Below are 16,301 nucleotides of genomic sequence, written 5' to 3' on the forward strand. Positions count from 1 at the left end.
CTGTATCGTCGGGCTCACGCCGCGGCCTCCCTGCCGCGCGCTACCGGCTCCCAAAGTAGGGAACGGACGTTCCCGCGGGAACGTGCCCGTGCAGACCACACCGGGCCGCGAACGCCTGAGAGAGGCAGGATGATGCGCAGACGATGGATGGTTGGGACCCTCGCGATCGGCTCGCTCTTCGCGATGGCGACCGGGTCCGCGCACGGGCAGCGGGGACCGCTCGTGGCGGACCGGCCGGACTTCACCGAGGCGGCGGCCACCGTGGGGCGCGGCGTGGTCCAGCTCGAGTTCGGCTACACGTATGAGTACGACCGGCCGGGCGACAGCAGCGGGGGCGGCGGGCGCGGCGGCGTGTGGACGCACTCGCTGGGCGAGCCTCTCCTGCGGATCGGGGTGCTCGGCGAGCGACTCGAACTTCGGCTGGGCCTGAGCCCCGTGTCCGTGGGCGCGGGGGCGGACGGGCGGAGCTTCACCGAGACCGGCATGGAGGACCTTTACCTGGGCACCAAGCTGTTGCTGGCCGAACAGGAAGGGCTGCGGCCCGCGCTGGCGGTCCTGCCCCAGGTGACCGTCCCCACGGGGAGCGATGCGTTCACGAGCGACCGCACGCTGCCGGGGGTGAACTTCATCTACGGCTGGGACCTCTCGGAGGACGTCTCGCTGGCGGGCAGCACGCAGGTGAACCGGGCGCTGAGCGATGCCGGCGGCGGAGGGCCCCGGGGCGAAGCGGCGGAGTACGCGGAGTGGGCGCAGTCGGCCGTGGCCGGGTTCTCGGTGGGCGCGCGGGCCGGGGTCTACGCGGAGTGGTTCGCCTTCTTCCACACGGAGGCGAGGGGGACCCGCGCGGAACACTACGCGAATGGCGGCTTCACGTGGAGCTTCGGCGACGATCTCCAGTGGGACATCCGCGCCGGCCTGGGATTGAACGAGTCCGCGACGGGCTTCTTCGCGGGGACGGGACTCGTCGTCAGGTTCCCCTGAGACCCTCCCTGAACTCCTCGTACAGCCGGCGCGCGAGCGCGTAGGGGGAGGCGCCGGAATCCAGCGCCTCGGGAGAGGCGGCGCGCCAGATCCGCTGCGCGTCGCGTTGGGAGCGGCGAAGGAGCGCGTCGTGCGCGCGGCGCAGGCGGGCGGCGCGGCGGTTCGCCTCGAGCCTTCCGGTGGACCGGAGCCAGTCGAAGTGCCGGTCCAGGTGCCCCGCGAACTCCTCGATCCCGCGGGCCTCCGAAGCGACCGTCTGGGTGATCGGCATGCGCCAGACTTCGTCGGCGTCGTTGGAGCCACTCGCGCTGGCGCCCGCGCCGGCCGGGGGGCGGTTCGCGAAGCGGATCGACATGATGATCGCGATCTCCTTCTCCAGTCGGTCCGCGCCGGGCCGGTCCGACTTGTTGATGACGAAGAGGTCCGCCACCTCCATGAGCCCGGCCTTCATCGCCTGCACCCCATCGCCCGACTCCGGGACGAGGACGACGGCGGTCGTGTCGGCGGAGACGGCGATGTCGAGTTCCGCCTGGCCCACGCCGAGCGTCTCCAGGATCACGCGGTCGTAACCCGCCGCGTCCATGAGGTCGGCGGCTTCCCGCGTCGCGGTCGCGAGGCCGCCGAGCGACCCGCGGCTCGCCATCGAGCGGATGAAGACGCCGGGCTCGGTGGCGAGTTCTCCCATGCGGATGCGGTCGCCGAGCAGGGCCCCGCCGGTGAACGGACTCGTCGGGTCCACGGCGACGATCCCGACCTTGAGAGACTGGTCGAGGTAACGCCGCGTAAGTGCCGCCGTCAGCGTCGACTTGCCGGCGCCGGGCGGCCCCGTGATGCCGATGCGCCGCGCGCGTCCGGTGCGCCCGTCCAGCCGCTCGAGAAGCGCCTCGAATCCGTCGCTCTCGTTCTCGACGAGCGAGATCCCCCGGGCCAGCGCCAGGGGCTCGCCGCCCGCGATGCGCCCGGCGAGCCCCCCCGCATCGAACGTCGGCCTCACAGGAGGAACCGGGTCGCGAGCCCCAGCAGCAGCACGAACCCGAACAGGTCCGTGAAGGTCGTGACGAAGACCGACGAGGCGATCGCCGGGTCCACGCCGGACCGCTCGAGCAGGATCGGGAAGAACGCCCCCAGCGCCGAGGCCACGGCGAGGTTCCCCCACATCGCGATCATCACGACGAGCCCGAAGATGGCCCCGGTGTTGGGGAGCAGCAGCGAGACGAGCGCCACGAGCAGCCCGATCGCGAGCCCGTTCACCAGGCCCACGACAAGTTCCTTGACCACGGCGGACCAGCGCTCCTCCGGCAGTTCGTCGGCGAGCGCGATGCGGCGGATCGTGACGGCCAGCGCCTGCGTGCCCGCGTTTCCGCCCAGTCCCGCGATCACCGGCATCACGGCCGCGAGGATCGCCATCTGTTCGATCGTGTCGCGGTACAGCCACACCGCGACCGCGGCGACCGACAGCGTGAGCGTGTTCACCGCGAGCCACGGCAGCCGGCTCCGGATCGCGCCGAGCGTCGTCCCGCGCAACTGCTCCTCGTCCGACACCGAGGCGAAGCGCAGGATGTCCTCGGTGACCTCCGCCTCGACGACGTCGATCACATCGTCGAAGGTGATCTGCCCCACGAGCCGTTCCTCGTCGTCGATGACCCCGATCGCGGCGAGGTTGTAGCGGGACAGCAGCCGCCCCACCTCCTCCTGGTCGAGGTCCACCGAAACCACGGCCGGGGGTTCCTGGAGCAGGTCGGAGATCCGCGTCTCCGGCGCGGCGAGCACGAGGTCCCGCAGGGTGACGACGCCGCGCAGCCGCCCCCGCCGCCCGACGACGAACACGGTGTAGAGGTCCCCGGTCCCCTCCACCTGCCCCCGCAGTTCCTCGATCGCCGCGGCCGCCGTCGCCTCGGAGTCCACCGCGCACAGCTCGCGGGTCATGATCCCGCCCGCGGACTCCTCCGGATACTCGAGCAGTTCGCGGATCTCCCGCTCCTCCTCGTCCGGCATCGACTCGAAGACGCGGTCCCGCTCCTCCGGGTCGAGTTCGCCGATGAGGTCGGCCGCGTCGTCGTCGGCGAGTTCCTCGACGATTTCGGCGATCCGCTCGGGCTCCATGCTCGCGAGCAGTTCGCCCGGCTTCTCCTCCTCCTCCATCTCGGCGAGGGAGTCCGACGCGAGGGCGGCGGGGATGAGCTGGAGGAGGGCCATGCGCTCCCCCTCCTCGACGTGCTCGAGCACGTCCGCCATGTCGCTCGGATGCAGCGGTTCCAGGAACGCGCGGAGCGCGTCCCCGTCGCCCGCCTCGAGGCGGACGCGGACCTCCTCGATCAGGAGGTGGAGCTGCTCTTCCAGGTGCTCGTGCATGCTCGCTCGGGCGCCGGCCCGCGGAGGCGGGCGGTTCGCGGCTCAGGGCCTTCGGGGAGGCCCCGGAGGACGGGGAATGCTACGCGCGGCCGCGAAACTCGGCCAGCAGCCGCGCGAGCAGCCGCTCCTGGAGTTCGAACATCGGCGAGGCGTAGCGCGCCTCGCCTTCCGGATGGTCGTGCCCGAGCAGATGGAGGACGCCGTGGATGAGGAGGCGCAGGACTTCCTCGCCCGGATCGAGCCCCAGCTCGCCCGCGGAAGCCTCGGCGGCGTCCGGAGAGATGTAGATGTCGCCGACGAGCGGGTCCTCGCCGAGCCCGAACGCGAGCACGTCGGTGAGGGCGTCGACCCCGTGGTAGTCCCGGTTCAGGGCGCGCATGGCCGCCGCCGGGAGAAAGGCGATGGAAAGCTCGGCGCTCTCGCCCGGGCCTTGGCCCGTGCCGTCGTCCGCGCCCTCCCCGGGGGCCCGGTCCGCGCGCCCCGTGCGCAGGGCCGCCCGCGCGGCCGCCTTCAACTCCGCCTCGGAGGGACCCCGCCAACCCTCGGCCCCGCCGGAGGGGAAGTCGATGCGGATCTCGGACGGCACGGCTTCGGTCAATCCGTCCGCCCGCTTGCGACTCCTTCCGGCTCCGCGGCCGGTTCCGTGTCCCCATCCGGGAGTGAGTCCAGGGCCGGGATGGGGCCGGTGTCGCCCTGCGCGGCCTGCTCAAGGTCAATCGGCGCCGACGCCGCCTTCTCCCCCGCGGTCGCCGCCGCCTCCTCCACTCCGTGCTTCTCCGGCCGCCCGCCAGCGGGCGGCGCACCGGGACCGCCGGGCGCTTCGCCGGGCCCCGCCGGCTTCGGATAGTCGATGCGGTGGTGATAGAGCCCCGTGAGGACGTGGGCGAACTCCCGCTTGACGATGCGGACGTCGCGGTACGTGAGCGGGCAGTCGTCGAGTTCGCCGGAGTCGATCCGGTCCTCCACGAGGCGGTCGATCAGCGCCCGGATGCGCTCGGGACTCGGGTTCGAAAGGACGCGCGACGCGGCCTCCACCGCGTCCGCCAGCATCGCCACGCCCGTCTCCCTGCTCTGCGGCTTGGGGCCGGGGTAGGCGAAGTCGCTCGGGTCCACCTCCGCGACGCCTTCGAGGGCGCGCGCCTTCTCGAGAAAGTAGCGGATGAGCTGCGTCCCGTGGTGCTCGCGGATGAAGTCCTTCACGACCTCGGGCAGGCGCGCCTCCTCGGCCATGACGAGCCCGTGGCGCACGTGGTCGCGCAGGATCTCGGCGCTCTGCCACGGCGTGAGGTGGTCGTGCGGGTTCAGCCCCCGGGGCTGGTTCTCGATGAAGTACTGTGGACGCTCGAGCTTCCCGATGTCGTGGTAGTAGACCCCCACGCGGCCCTGGACGGCGTCGGCCCCGATCGCCTCGCAGGCCGCCTCGACGAGGTTCGCCACGTTGATGGAATGGGCGTACGTGCCGGGCGCCTCGCGGGCCAGCCGCCTCAGGAGCGGCCGGTTCATGTCGGAGAGTTCGAGCAGCGACGCCTCCGTCGTCCGCCCGGTGAAGGCCTCGAGCAGCGGGAGGCCGACGCCGACGCCGAGTCCGACGCACACGGTGGCGTTGAGGAACCCGAGCGCCGCGGTCGACCCCATCTCGCCCAGCGCGTAGTGGCCCGTGAGGACGAGCACGAGGCCGGCCCCCACGTAGGCCGCGGTGATCAGCATGACGAGGACCCAGCTCTGCGAGCGCGTGCGGATCGTGTGGACCGCGAAGGCTGCCGTGACCCCGCCCGCCACGGTCACCATCGGGGCCGCGAGTCCCGAGAAGTGCGGCTGGCCCATGAGGATCCCCGTGATCGTCGAGACGACGACGAGGCCGAGGAGGCTGTCGAACAGCGCCGCCGCGAGGAGGCCGGCCAACGCGACCGGCACGAGCGCGGGCGAACCCTCCGTGGCGGCCACGGCGCCGGCCGCCGCCATCACGATGACGACGAGCCCGAGCAGGACGGTGAAGCTGGGCAGAGCCTCGTAGATGTCGCGGCGGAAGCGGAACGTCGCAAAGACGAGAATCCCGAGCATGCTCACGACGAGAAGGACCATGCCCACGCTGCGGAGGAAGTCCGATGTCGTGCGCGTCCCTCCACGCTCCAGGATCTGGGCCTGGTAGGCGAGGAGCCGGCGGTATTCCTCCTCCGTCACCACCGTGTTCTCGGTGATGATGCGCTCTCCCTCGAGCACGAAGCCCTCGACCTGGGGGATCGCGGCGCGGGCCTGCTCGCGCGCCTGCCGGGTCGCGTCCTGGTCGATGCGCAGCGTCGGCTGCCCCATGAGGAGGAGTTGCTGGAAGAGCGCCGCGCCGCCGGGCGGCAACCGCTCTCCCGCCCCCTCCCGGGCCGCCCGCGTGAAGTCGCCGAGCCGGACGAGGTCCGCGACGGCGCGCACGCGGTCGTCGCCGGCAGATCCCTCGCGCACGACGACGTTCGCCGCGCTGATGTCCGCGAGTTCGCTCTCGCGGATCACGCCCTCGCGCAGTCCCTCGAAGGCCGCCGCGAGTTCATCGCGCAGCGCGCCGCGCGACGCTCCATCGAGGAGGTAGTCGACCTGCAGCGAGTCGATCACCCCCTCGGCGGTGAGGTCGATCCCGATGCCGCCCGCGATCCGCCGCACTTCGTCCCGGACGAGCGCGGCGCCGGCGGCGGCCGGGAGTTCCTCCTCCTCGACCCGCGCCTGCGCCGCGGGGATGACCGAGTCGAGCTGGGCGACGAAGGCATTGACGCGCTCGACGCTGCTGTCCGCGCGCGCGGGTTCGAAGCGCAGCCTCGGCGTCACGCCGGCCTCCGCGTCGTCCTGCTGCTCCCGCAGGCGGTCCGGGTCCTTCGGCACGTCAAAGTCGAAGTCCGCGTTGATCGTCTGCCGGGCGACGCTGCCGGGGTCGATGCCGTCGAACCCGCCCGGCGTGCTCTGCGGGAACATCAGGGGGACGGCGAGGGCGATGACGGCGACCATCCCGGCCCGGAACCCGTGGTGGACCCACGCGTCCCGGCGCCCGCCGGCCGGCGGCCGGTTCACGGGGCGCAGGTAGTCTCGGACGCGACCGAAGAAACTCAACGCTCGGACTCCCGGTACGCGCGGATGATCTCCTTCACGAGTCGGTGCCGGACGACATCCGCGTCATCCAGGTAAACGAAGTCGATCCCGACCACGTCGCGCAAGACTTCCTCGATCTCCAGGAGTCCGGAATCCTCGGGGCGCGGGAGGTCGATCTGCGTCTTGTCCCCCGTGATCACGGTCTTCGAGTTCAGCCCGAGCCGGGTGAGGAACATCTTCATCTGGGCGGTCGTCGCGTTCTGCGCCTCATCGAGGATGAGGAACGCGTCTGAGAGCGTGCGGCCGCGCATGTAGGCGAGCGGGGCGACCTCGATCACGCGGTCCTCGATCGCGCGGCGGACGCGGTCGTGCGGCATCATGTCCTCGAGCGCGTCGTAGAGCGGGCGCAGGTAGGGGTCGACCTTCTCGCGGATGTCGCCGGGCAGGAAACCGAGCGCCTCGCCGGCCTCGACGGCGGGCCGCGTAAGAATTATGCGGCGGATCCGCTTCCGGTTGAGCGCCTCGACCGCCGCGGCGACGGCGAGATAGGTCTTTCCGGTGCCGGCCGGGCCGATGCCGACGACGATGTCCCGCTCGCGCATCGCGGCCAGGTACTTGTCCTGCCCCGGCGACTTGGGCCGGATCGCGCGCCGGGCCCCCGCCAGCGCGACCTCCTGTTTAGCGGACCGTCTATCGGAGCCCCGGGCGCCGGCGGACTTCCGCGAGCCGCCATCGCCGTCGGCGGGCGCTTCGAGAAAACGCTCGACATCCACCGCATCGAAGGGACGCCGCAGCCGCGCGTAGCGGATCATGCGCCGCGCGGTGGGGGAGGCGCGATCCACGTCCGCCTCCGGCCCGGAGAGGATCATCTCGTCGCGCCGGAGGACGACGCGGATGTCGCAGTGGCGGGCCAGCGTCGTGAGGTTCGAGTCGTTCACGCCGGCCAGCAACTGCTGGTCGGCCCCGTCGATGGAGAGGCGCCGCTCCGTCGCCACGCTCAAGCGCCGTTCCCGGCTTCGCCAGTCACGGAAATCCCGAGTTCGTCGAGTTCGGCCGGGGTCACGGACGAGGGCGACCGCTCGAGCAGGCCCCGGGCCGCGGCCGTCTTCGGGAACGCGATGACGTCCCGGATGGACGCGCAGCCGGCCATCTCGGACACCAGGCGGTCCACGCCGACCGCGAACCCTCCGTGCGGCGGTACGCCGTAGCGGAACGCCTCGAGCAGGAAGCCGAAGCGCGCCTCGACCTCCCCGGGCGTGAGCCCCGTCGCCTCGAGGATGGCGCGCTGAACCTCGGGCAGGTGGCAGCGGATGCTCCCGCTCGCCAACTCGATCCCGTTGTAGACGATGTCGTACGCGATCGCGTTCACGGAGAGCGGATCTTCGCGCAGGCGCTCGGGGTCGGGGTCCGCCGGCATGGTGAAGGCGTGCTGAGCCGGCACGGGAAGGCCGGTGTCGGGATCCCGCTCGTAGAGGGGGAACTCCGTGATCCAGAGCCACGCTTCGCCGCTCTCGTCCACGGCGCCGAGTTCCCGGGCCGCCGCGCGCCGCAGCCGGTCGAGGGCGGGCGAACTCTCCGCGTCGCGGCCGGCGACGAAGAAGACGAGACAGCCCTCCTCCACCCCGAACTCCGCTTCGAGCCTGCCCGCGACCTCCTCGCCGACGACCTTCGCGGGCGGGCCGGACCAGCCGTCCGCGGTGCGCTTGAGCCACAGGGCGCCCTTCGCGCCGGCCTCCTGCGCGAGCTTGTCGTAGTGGGCGATCCGCGAGCGGGAGAGCGCCGCGCCGCCCGGCAGGACGAGTCCCCGGACGCGTCCGCCGGCCCGCGCGGCGCCGTCGAAGATGCCGAAGCCGATGCCGGTGAGCGCGTCCGTGAAGTCCCGTATCTCCCACGGGATGCGGAGGTCCGGCTTGTCCGTGCCGTAGTGCTCCAGCGCCTCGGCGTGGGGCAGGCGCCGGAAGGGCACGGGAAGGTCTCGATCGAGCCCGTCCCGCCAGATGCGCGCGAACATCTTCTCCGCGGCGCGGAAGACGTCGTCCTGCTCGACGAACGCCATCTCCACGTCGATCTGCGTGAACTCCGGCTGGCGGTCCGCCCGCAGGTCCTCATCCCGGAGACACTTCGCGATCTGGAAGTAGCGGTCGAAGCCGCCGCACATGAGAAGCTGCTTGTAGAGCTGCGGCGACTGCGGGAGGGCGAAGAACCGGCCCCGGTGGACCCGGCTGGGGACGAGGTAGTCCCGCGCCCCTTCCGGCGTCTGCCGAGTGAGGAGCGGCGTCTCGATCTCGACGAATCCCTGCTCGCTGAGCGAGGCGCGCACCGCGTTCGTCGCCACGTGCCGGAGCCTCAGGTTGCGCTGCATCTCCGGACGGCGCAGGTCGAGAATCCGGTGCCTGAGGCGGAGTTCCTCCGAGGGCAACTCTTCGTCCGGCGGCTGATAGACGAGGATCGGGAGCGGGTCGGAGACGGACACCCGCCGCAGACTCGACACGCGGATCTCGATCTCGCCCGTGAGCATGTCCGGGTTGGGCTCGGGGCGCGGCGCGACGACGCCGGTCGCCTGCACGACGTCCTCCGGGTTCAGCTCCGCCACGAGCTCGAGGCAGGCGGCGTCCGACCACTCCGGGCCGAAGGAGAGCTGGAGCAGGCCGGTCCGGTCGCGCAGGTCGACGAAGAAGAGCCCTCCGAGGTCCCGTCGGCGGTGTACCCACCCGATGACCCGGACTTCGCGTCCGGACCACGAGGCCTCGACCTGCCCGCAGCCGGCGTCGCGCAAGGCGGTCTCGAGGGAGGCCGGCTCACGTCGTTCGGTCGGTGGCGATAGTTTGGTCAGGAGAACTCGCGGCGCCAGGGAATCGGTTCGGAATCGGGTCTGAGAAGTGCGGAACGCTGCGAAAGATAGCCGATTTTCGGCAACGCCAGCAAGAAGCGGGGGATCGGGAAGCGGGGGATGACGGAAAGCACACGAGCGGAACTGCTCGCGGAGCCGGGAGACGGCGGACGGGAGCGGCTGGGGGCGTTCTTCGCGGCGCGTGGAGAGCCGGCGTACCGGGCGCGGCAGGTCGAAGAGTGGGTCTGGGAGCGGGGCGCGCGTTCGTTCGACGAGATGACGAACCTCCCCGCCGGCCTCCGGGAAGCGCTGGAGGCGGTCTTTTCGCTCACGCCGATCGAACCGGACTTCGTCGCCCGTTCGAAGGACGGGACGGTGAAGCACCTGTGGCGGCTCGACGACGGCGAGCGGGTCGAGTCCGTGCTCATCCCGACGCGCGACCGCCTCACGCTCTGTCTCTCGTCGCAGGCCGGCTGCGCGCTCGCGTGCCGCTTCTGCGCCACCGGCGACTTCGGGTTCCGGCGCCAGCTGAGGGCGGCCGAGATCGTGGCCCAGTACCGCGACTCGCTACGCGTCGCGCGCGAGGAGATGGGGCGGCGCGCGTCAAGCCCGATCTCCAATGTCGTGTACATGGGGATGGGAGAACCGCTGGCGAACCTCGATGGGGTCATCGGATCGCTCGCGTCGCTGCACGGAGGGTTCGGTCTCGGGGCTCGGCGGATCACCGTGTCGACCGTCGGTCTCATCCCCGGGATTCTGGAACTCGCCCGGCGATCGGAGCCGTTCGAACTCGCCGTCTCGCTGCACGCGCCGTCCCACGAACTGCGGCTGGAGCTGATGCCGATCGAGAAGCGCTACCCGCTGCCGGAGCTGTTCGACGCCCTGCGCACGTACCAGAGCTACAAGAACCGGCGCATCAGCTTCGAGTACACGCTCATCCGGGGGGTGAACGACGACCCGGCGCTGGCGGAGCCGCTGGCGAGGCTGGCACGGGGGCTCATCTGCTTCGTGAACCTCATCCCCTTCAACCCGATTCCGTCGCGTCCGGAGTGGGGGCCGAGTTCCGCCGAGGGGATCGCGCGTTTCTCGGAGGCGCTGGCCGCGCGAGGGGTGGGAAATGCGGTGAGGAGGCCGCGGGGACGGGACATCGCCGCCGCGTGCGGACAGCTGCGTCTGGCGCGGGAGAGCTGATGCCTGCCGCCGGAACGCGGGTGCGGCTCAGTCCTTTCCGAGGTTGACGAGCAGGCCGGACCAGTCGCCCCCCACGACCACGCTCGCATCGAGGAAGAGCTCGGGATCGATGGCGACGGCGAGCGAGTCGGTACTCAGCTCGCGGGCCACGGCGAGCGCGGCGCCGAGACGGCCCGACCGATCCAGGACGTGTGTGACTTCGTGGTCGAAGTGCTCGGCGTTACCGGTCGCGACGACGTCGAAGCCGAGCAGCCGGAGCCGGTCGGCGAACTGACGCGCGAGCCCCCTCTCGCCGGCCCCGTTGAGGACTTCGACCTTGATCCGGTCCGTCAAGTCGCCCCGTCCGGGAATCTCCCCGGTGGCCGAATCCGTCGCTGCGGGACCGTCCTCCCCCGCGCCCGCCGCGGTCGCGGCCGGTACGGGTCCGGCCCCGGCGAGCACCGCGAGCCGCACGACTTTCCATTCCTCCCAGAAGAGACCGATGAAGGCGCCGGCGCCGATGAGGATCGCCGTCGTGATCAGTCCCCGGAACGCGGAAGCCACTCGCTGGAAAGCGCCCTGCCGCCTGCGATAGCGGGCACGACCCTCGGGACCTCGTCGAGTTTCCCGCCTGGACCGCCGTCTGGACCTCGAAAGCACTTTGTCGCCTCCCGTCGTCCTCCCGTCCGCCCATCGACCGTGCCGGCCACCCCGCCTCAAACCACGTGTGTCCCGCCGTCCCCGGCAATCTAATCAACCGTTTGGCGATTTGCGAAAAACGGGCCGTCAGCGCGGGGCGGTGATCGCCTCCCAGAACCCGGCGGTGACGGCGGAAACGGGGATCAGGGCGTCGATGAGAACGCCGATCTTCGCGGTCGCGACGTCGACCAGAACGGCGTGCCAGTCGTCCGGCATGCGGCGGCGCAGGCCGGCGCGCTCCTCGGCCGAGGCGGGGCGGCCCGGCTCCAGGAAGTCGGCCATGTAGAGGGCCTGCCCGAGGGCGCCGAGATCCCGGTGTCCGGTGGTGTGAAAGGCGATGGCTCGCAGGAGCGGCTCGTCGTCGACACCGTCCGCGCGCAGCCGGCTCGCGCACGCCGGACCGTGGAGGAGCGCGTCGGGCCACTCCTCCGCTCCGTTGACGAGGGGTCGCAGGACGTCCACACCCTCCTCCTTGAGCGCGTCGTGCAGAAGGCCCGCCGCGCGCCAGCGGATCCGCGTCGCCGCGCCGTGCCCGAGGGCTTCCGCCCAGTCGCCCATCAACGTGCCGACGCGTCCGGCATGGCGGATGCGCGCGGGGCTCATGACGGCCCAGTCGGGGAGGCGTTCCTCGGCGCCGGCCGCGTGGATGATCGGGTGCAGGTTGTCCACGTGAGGTTCGTCTCGATCGGTGAGTTTGTCGGGATCGCGCGGGGTCCCGAATATACCTGCAATGGGCATCCGATACGACTCCCTCCTCGCCCGGGCCCTCGCCGGCGAGATCCTCGACCGCTGGCGGGGCGTCCGGATCGCCGGCCTCCGCATGGCATCGGGGCGGCGCGCCGTGGAACTCGTCTTCGAGGACGGGTCGCGGCTCGTCGCGATGCTGCATCCGCTGCATGGGTACATCCTCGAACTCGGCGCCGATGCGCCGGCCTCGGGGGTGGAGGGGAAGAGGCTCCGGGTCGGACGCCTGTCGCTCGTGGACGCGCGGGCGCCGGCGGACGAGCGGGCCCTGCTCCTGACGTTCGGGGACCGGGCGGGGCGGCCGTGGGAGATGCTGGCGATCGAACTCCCGGCCCGCCGCCGGAACGCCCTGCACTGCCGGCGAGCGGAGTCCGCCGCCGGGGAGTCCGGTGCCGGGGAGCCCGGCGGCGATTCCCGCCCGGCGTGGCGCATCGAAGCGGCGCTCCTGGCGCGGGATGCGGGCGACCGCTCGCTGCGTCGCGGGGCGCCGTACGTGCCGCCCTCGTCCGCGCGGCGAGCGGTGGACGCGCCGCCATCGGAGGCGGAATGGGCCGCCGTGCTGGCGGGAGACGAGGCCGACCGCCGGCGGGCGGTGCTGCGGACGTGGGCGTGGACGAGCGCGCTCAACGTCGACTGGATCCTGGCCGGCTCCGACCCGGCGGAGTCGTACGCGCGATACCGGGCCCTGCACGCGCTCGCGGCGGCGCCTTCGGGCGACCCGGCCGCGTCCGATGCGCCGGGCGCGCCGCCCCGGCCGGCCTTCGTGCTCGACCGCCCGTGGGGCCCCCAGCCCTATCCGCACCCCGCCGGGGCCGGCAGCGGGTCCGCCGCCGGACTGCTGAACGCGGCCGCGCAACTGCTCGCCCCCGGCGGCGGCCCCGCCCCCGCGCTTCAGGCCCTCCCCGCGGCGGCCGACGACGACGACGCGGGGGACGAAGCCGCGCAGATCCGGAAGCGCCTCCGCGCCCGCCGGAAGCGGCACCGGCGCCGGGCCGCCGCGCTCGAGCGGCAGTTGGCCGCGGCGGGTCCGCCGGACGAGCCCCGCCTCCTCGGCCAGATCCTTCTCGCCCGCAAGGATGAGGTGCCGAAGGGCGCTTCCGCCGTGACGCTGCCGGACTTCGATGGCGCTCCGCGCGAGATCGCGCTCGACCCCGCCCGCGATGCCGTCGCCAACGCGGAGGCCTTCTTCGACGAGGCCCGGCGCCGGGAGCGCGCGCTGGAGCGGCTGCCCGCCGCGGTCGCGACGGCCCGTGAGCGCGCGGCCGAGTTCGACGCCCACCTGGAGCGGCTCGCCGAGTCCGGCCCATCGGACGCCCTGTGGTCCGCGGCCGGGGGGAAGCCGGTGCGCACCCGCGCGGGCGGGACACGGGCCGGGGGGCCCGAACTCCGGATACCCTACACGCGGCTCCGGTCCTCGGGCGGGCTGGAGATCCGGGTCGGGCGCGGCCCCCGCGACAACGACGACCTCACCTTCCGCCACTCCGCACCGGACGACATCTGGCTGCACGCCTCTCAGGCCTCGGGCGCGCACGTCATTCTGCGCTGGGGGCGAAGGGACGAGAACCCGCCGCGCCGCGACCTGCTCGAGGCCGCGACCGCGGCGGCGGTTCACAGCGGCGCCCGCCACAACCGCACGGCCCCGGTCATCTGGACCCGCCGCAAGTACGTCCGCAAGCCGCGGAAGTCCCCGCCGGGCACGGTGACCGCGGACCGCGTGCAAACCATCTTCGTCGAACCGGATTCGGACCTCGTGAAGGCGATGGCCCGGCGCACGGAGGACGCATGAACGCGAAGGCGGCCGACGTTCCCGCGGGAACGTCTCGTGACCGGGACCCGAAGCTCGACCGCGCCCGCGGCTGCCTCATCGGCCAGATCGCCGGCGATTCGCTCGGCAGCCTCGTCGAGTTCCAGTCGGCCGAGGACATCCGCGACCTCCATCCCGAGGGGATCCGCGACCTCCGGGACGGGGGCACGTTCGACACGCAGGCGGGGCAGCCGACGGACGACTCCGAGATGGCCCTCGCGCTGGCGCGCACGCTGATCGCTCGCGGCACGTACGACCCGGAGGCGGCGAACCGCGCCTACTGCGAGTGGCTCGACTCGGACCCGTTCGACTGCGGCCTGACGATCCGCGACGGCCTGCTCGGAAATCCGCGCCGCGAGAGCCAGGCCAACGGGGCGCTCATGCGCATCGCTCCGCTGGGCATCTTCGGCTCCCGTCATCCACTCGACACCGTCGCGCGCTGGGCGCGGGAAGACGCCCGCCTGACGCACCCGAACCGCGTCTGTCTCGACGCGAACGCCCTCTTCGCGATGGCGCTCGCCCACGCGATCGACAGCGGCCCGACGCCGCGCGAGTTGTACGAACGGATCGCGGCGTGGGCGAACGAGGAGGAGATCTGCGCGGCGGTGCGGGAGTGCGTCGCGGCGGCCGCCGCCGGGCCGCCGGACGACTACATGACGCACATGGGCTGGGTCCTGATCGCGCTCCGTAACGCGCTGTGGCAGTTGCGGCACGCCCCATCGCTCGAGGAAGGCGTCATCGACAGCGTGATGCGGGGCGGCGACACCGACACGAACGCCGCGATCTGCGGGGCGCTCCTGGGCGCGGTCCACGGGCTGGAGGCGGTGCCCGCGCGCTGGACCGGGCCGATCCTCCGCTGCCGCCCGGAAGCGGGCCGACCCGGCGTCCGGCGCCCGCGCCCGAAGGTGTACTGGCCGACCGACGCCCTCAACCTCGCCACTCAACTCCTACGCCCGGAACCCCCAGCGAGCTGACGTCCGGCGACAGTCCGCGGGCTCGGGATCCGCGCTCCGTCCTCTCGCAGACCGTCGAGATGGAAGGCGATCGCCTCCCGCATCTTCCGGGCAACCTCTCGCCTCGTGTCCCCGGTCGCGACGCAACCGGGCAGGTCCGGGACGTATGCCGAATAGTTGTTTCCGGCTCTCTCGACTATCACCGCGTATTTCATCCCCGGCGTCTCTCCGGCGTAGGGCGACCACGCCCCAAGGTGTATGGGCCGGTCAACGCGTTGGACCTGGCGCAGAGGCTACCTGTGTAGTGTCGACTACTCTGCGTGGGCCTCGTAGTACGCGCGCAGGATGGCGTTGATCCGGGTTTGATAGCCCCTGCCCTGACTCTTCAACCACGTCAGGACATCGCTGTCCAGGCGGACCGTGACCTGCTTCTTGCCAGGCGGAACCACCACACGGGCGGTCTCGAAGAAGGCTGCGTTGACCTCGGGGATATCGGAGTAATCGATATCGTCATCACGCATCCGATCGATTCGCTTCAGATCGCTCTTGATAGGCTCGTTGCTCACGGCTATTGGCCTTTCTCATCGAAATAATCCGTGTGGTCTCGTCACGTGGAGTGTGTGCGATGACCACCATTCGACCGCGCAAGAAACCGAACGTGATGTAGCGTTCCTCTCCGTATTCGAAACGAGTGTCTGCGAAGGTCAAGCACGGACCGCCCAAGACGATGGGAGCATCGTCGAAGCTCAGCCCGTGCTTACGCCGGTTCTCCTCGCTCTTCTCGCGATCCCATTCATACGACCCCACCTCACTCCCCATCCCTCAGGAACGTTCCGCCATTCTGTAGCTACAATTGTAGTTCTATGGCATCGAAAAGGCAAGACTTTCTCCGGCGCCGCCCGGCTTCGGGTCAGCGGGCCTCGAGGAGTGCTCGGATCGCGGCCATTTCCTCGCGGATCGCGTTCAGCTGGCGGTCCTTCGCGTCCTCCCGCGGCCGGATCACCCAGGACACCAGCGTGGCGGTCAGCGTTCCGACGAGCGCCGCGCCGACCGTCATGAGGGCGAGGCCGATGGCGCGCCCTGCCGCGGTGACCGGAAACGGGTCGCCCTGCTGGCCTGTCATCACCGTGAAGAAGGACCACCACAGCGCAGCCGGACCCGAGCCGATCTCGCCCCCCGCCGCCCGCTCGAGGTAAAGGACGGCGATACTCGCGCCCACGACCGTCAGGATCGCGACGGACACGGCGACGAGCGCCGTGGTCTGTGCCCGCCGTCCCATCCAGAACGAGCCGACGACCCTCGCGGCGCGCGCGGCGCGGAGGAACCTCAGGATCCGCAGTACGCGGCCGATTCGGAACGCGCGGAGTTCCGTGATGGCGGGCAGGCTGGAGAGGAGATCGATCCAGCCCCAGGTGAGCATGTATCGCTTGCGGTCCTTGGCCCGAGCGAGGGAAAGGAGGAAGTCCGCGAAGAAGACGACGCAGAATGCCGTGTCCGCGTAGAAGAGGATGCGCAGGATCTCGGGGTCCAGCGGCAGCGCGAGTTCCAGGACGAGAGCCACGAGCACGAGCACGCAGCAGACCAGCATGAAGATCTGATACGGTGACGCGGTCGGAGGTGGTCGATCTGCTTCTGTCATGCTGCCTCCCGAGAGTGTGTTCGGAGTTGCGGTTGCGGGCTGCCAGAGTGTCCCGATCCG

Annotated in this window: 16 protein-coding genes; 4 read left to right on the forward strand and 12 right to left on the reverse strand. The window is 71.5% G+C overall.

Annotation, left to right across the window (positions count from 1 at the left end):
- The first annotated feature begins 129 nt into the window (after nt 1-129).
- Nucleotides 130-981: a transporter gene (locus RN743_RS10170; protein ID WP_310779622.1), complete on the forward strand. Its 852-nt coding sequence runs from the start codon at nt 130-132 to the stop codon at nt 979-981.
- On the opposite strand, the gene meaB is transcribed toward RN743_RS10170, so the two are convergent.
- From meaB to aspS, 6 genes are all read right to left on the reverse strand, one after another.
- A complete protein-coding gene (gene meaB / locus RN743_RS10175; RefSeq protein ID WP_310779623.1) occupies nt 968-1,975 on the reverse strand; it encodes a methylmalonyl Co-A mutase-associated GTPase MeaB in 1,008 nt (335 codons plus the stop codon). The two genes, RN743_RS10170 and meaB, sit on opposite strands and share 14 nt — an antisense overlap.
- Nucleotides 1,972-3,333 carry a magnesium transporter gene (mgtE, locus tag RN743_RS10180; protein ID WP_310779624.1) on the reverse strand — a complete coding sequence of 454 codons (1,362 nt, stop codon included), beginning with the start codon at nt 3,331-3,333 and terminating at the stop codon, nt 1,972-1,974. The genes meaB and mgtE overlap by 4 nt, the downstream gene beginning before the upstream one ends.
- Before the next feature lie 79 nt (nt 3,334-3,412).
- The gene (ybeY, locus tag RN743_RS10185) at nt 3,413-3,931 is read right to left on the reverse strand and encodes an rRNA maturation RNase YbeY (protein ID WP_310779625.1); all 519 of its coding nucleotides are present in this window, start codon (nt 3,929-3,931) and stop codon (nt 3,413-3,415) included.
- On the reverse strand, nt 3,928-6,423 hold the full coding sequence (locus RN743_RS10190) for an HDIG domain-containing metalloprotein (RefSeq protein WP_310779626.1): 2,496 nt from the start codon (nt 6,421-6,423) through the stop codon (nt 3,928-3,930). The genes ybeY and RN743_RS10190 overlap by 4 nt, the downstream gene beginning before the upstream one ends.
- On the reverse strand, nt 6,420-7,397 hold the full coding sequence (locus RN743_RS10195; RefSeq protein ID WP_310779718.1) for a PhoH family protein: 978 nt from the start codon (nt 7,395-7,397) through the stop codon (nt 6,420-6,422). The genes RN743_RS10190 and RN743_RS10195 overlap by 4 nt, the downstream gene beginning before the upstream one ends.
- 2 nt (nt 7,398-7,399) lie before the next feature.
- Nucleotides 7,400-9,178 (reverse strand): aspartate--tRNA ligase, encoded by a 1,779-nt coding sequence (aspS, locus tag RN743_RS10200; protein ID WP_310779627.1) that lies wholly within the window; start codon nt 9,176-9,178, stop codon nt 7,400-7,402.
- 174 nt (nt 9,179-9,352) lie between these two features.
- Here aspS and rlmN point away from each other — a divergent pair, with 174 nt between their 5' ends.
- Nucleotides 9,353-10,423: a 23S rRNA (adenine(2503)-C(2))-methyltransferase RlmN gene (rlmN, locus tag RN743_RS10205; RefSeq protein WP_310779628.1), complete on the forward strand. Its 1,071-nt coding sequence runs from the start codon at nt 9,353-9,355 to the stop codon at nt 10,421-10,423.
- A 27-nt stretch (nt 10,424-10,450) separates the two neighbouring features.
- Here rlmN and RN743_RS10210 read toward each other — a convergent pair whose 3' ends face one another.
- Complete coding sequence (locus tag RN743_RS10210; RefSeq protein ID WP_310779629.1) at nt 10,451-10,966, reverse strand: LytR C-terminal domain-containing protein; 516 nt, start codon at nt 10,964-10,966, stop codon at nt 10,451-10,453.
- A gap of 222 nt (nt 10,967-11,188) precedes the next feature.
- The gene (locus RN743_RS10215; RefSeq protein ID WP_310779630.1) at nt 11,189-11,770 is read right to left on the reverse strand and encodes an HD domain-containing protein; all 582 of its coding nucleotides are present in this window, start codon (nt 11,768-11,770) and stop codon (nt 11,189-11,191) included.
- A 61-nt stretch (nt 11,771-11,831) separates the two neighbouring features.
- Between RN743_RS10215 and RN743_RS10220 the strand changes: the two genes are divergently transcribed.
- Nucleotides 11,832-13,631 carry an NFACT RNA binding domain-containing protein gene (locus RN743_RS10220; RefSeq protein ID WP_310779631.1) on the forward strand — a complete coding sequence of 600 codons (1,800 nt, stop codon included), beginning with the start codon at nt 11,832-11,834 and terminating at the stop codon, nt 13,629-13,631.
- On the forward strand, nt 13,628-14,623 hold the full coding sequence (locus tag RN743_RS10225) for an ADP-ribosylglycohydrolase family protein (RefSeq protein WP_310779632.1): 996 nt from the start codon (nt 13,628-13,630) through the stop codon (nt 14,621-14,623). Before RN743_RS10220 ends, RN743_RS10225 begins: the two co-directional genes overlap by 4 nt.
- On the opposite strand, the gene RN743_RS16030 is transcribed toward RN743_RS10225, so the two are convergent.
- The 4 genes from RN743_RS16030 to RN743_RS10235 all read right to left on the reverse strand — a co-directional run bounded on the left by RN743_RS16030 (nt 14,590) and on the right by RN743_RS10235 (nt 16,241).
- Entirely contained in the window at nt 14,590-14,817 is a 228-nt protein-coding gene (locus RN743_RS16030; protein WP_343219018.1) for a type II toxin-antitoxin system HicB family antitoxin, read from the reverse strand. The two genes, RN743_RS10225 and RN743_RS16030, sit on opposite strands and share 34 nt — an antisense overlap.
- A 96-nt stretch (nt 14,818-14,913) precedes the next feature.
- Nucleotides 14,914-15,168, reverse strand: a complete 255-nt coding sequence (locus RN743_RS10230) for a BrnA antitoxin family protein (RefSeq protein ID WP_310779633.1) — start codon at nt 15,166-15,168, stop codon at nt 14,914-14,916.
- The gene (locus RN743_RS16035) at nt 15,116-15,421 is read right to left on the reverse strand and encodes a BrnT family toxin (RefSeq protein ID WP_343219019.1); all 306 of its coding nucleotides are present in this window, start codon (nt 15,419-15,421) and stop codon (nt 15,116-15,118) included. The genes RN743_RS10230 and RN743_RS16035 overlap by 53 nt, the downstream gene beginning before the upstream one ends.
- 91 nt (nt 15,422-15,512) lie before the next feature.
- The gene (locus RN743_RS10235) at nt 15,513-16,241 is read right to left on the reverse strand and encodes an ion transporter (RefSeq protein WP_310779634.1); all 729 of its coding nucleotides are present in this window, start codon (nt 16,239-16,241) and stop codon (nt 15,513-15,515) included.
- Between the last annotated feature and the right edge of the window lie 60 nt (nt 16,242-16,301).

The organism is Candidatus Palauibacter scopulicola (genome assembly GCF_947581915.1).
In the GTDB taxonomy this organism is placed as follows: domain Bacteria; phylum Gemmatimonadota; class Gemmatimonadetes; order Palauibacterales; family Palauibacteraceae; genus Palauibacter; species Palauibacter scopulicola.

Coding starts and splice junctions, on each gene's coding strand:
- RN743_RS10170 (WP_310779622.1), top strand. CDS start 130: ATGATGCGCAGACGATGGATGGTTGGGACCCTCGCGATCGGCTCGCTC.
- RN743_RS16030 (WP_343219018.1), bottom strand. CDS start 14,817: ATGAAATACGCGGTGATAGTCGAGAGAGCCGGAAACAACTATTCGGCA.
- RN743_RS16035 (WP_343219019.1), bottom strand. CDS start 15,421: ATGGGGAGTGAGGTGGGGTCGTATGAATGGGATCGCGAGAAGAGCGAG.
- mgtE (WP_310779624.1), bottom strand. CDS start 3,333: ATGCACGAGCACCTGGAAGAGCAGCTCCACCTCCTGATCGAGGAGGTC.
- RN743_RS10235 (WP_310779634.1), bottom strand. CDS start 16,241: ATGACAGAAGCAGATCGACCACCTCCGACCGCGTCACCGTATCAGATC.
- RN743_RS10220 (WP_310779631.1), top strand. CDS start 11,832: ATGGGCATCCGATACGACTCCCTCCTCGCCCGGGCCCTCGCCGGCGAG.
- rlmN (WP_310779628.1), top strand. CDS start 9,353: ATGACGGAAAGCACACGAGCGGAACTGCTCGCGGAGCCGGGAGACGGC.
- RN743_RS10225 (WP_310779632.1), top strand. CDS start 13,628: ATGAACGCGAAGGCGGCCGACGTTCCCGCGGGAACGTCTCGTGACCGG.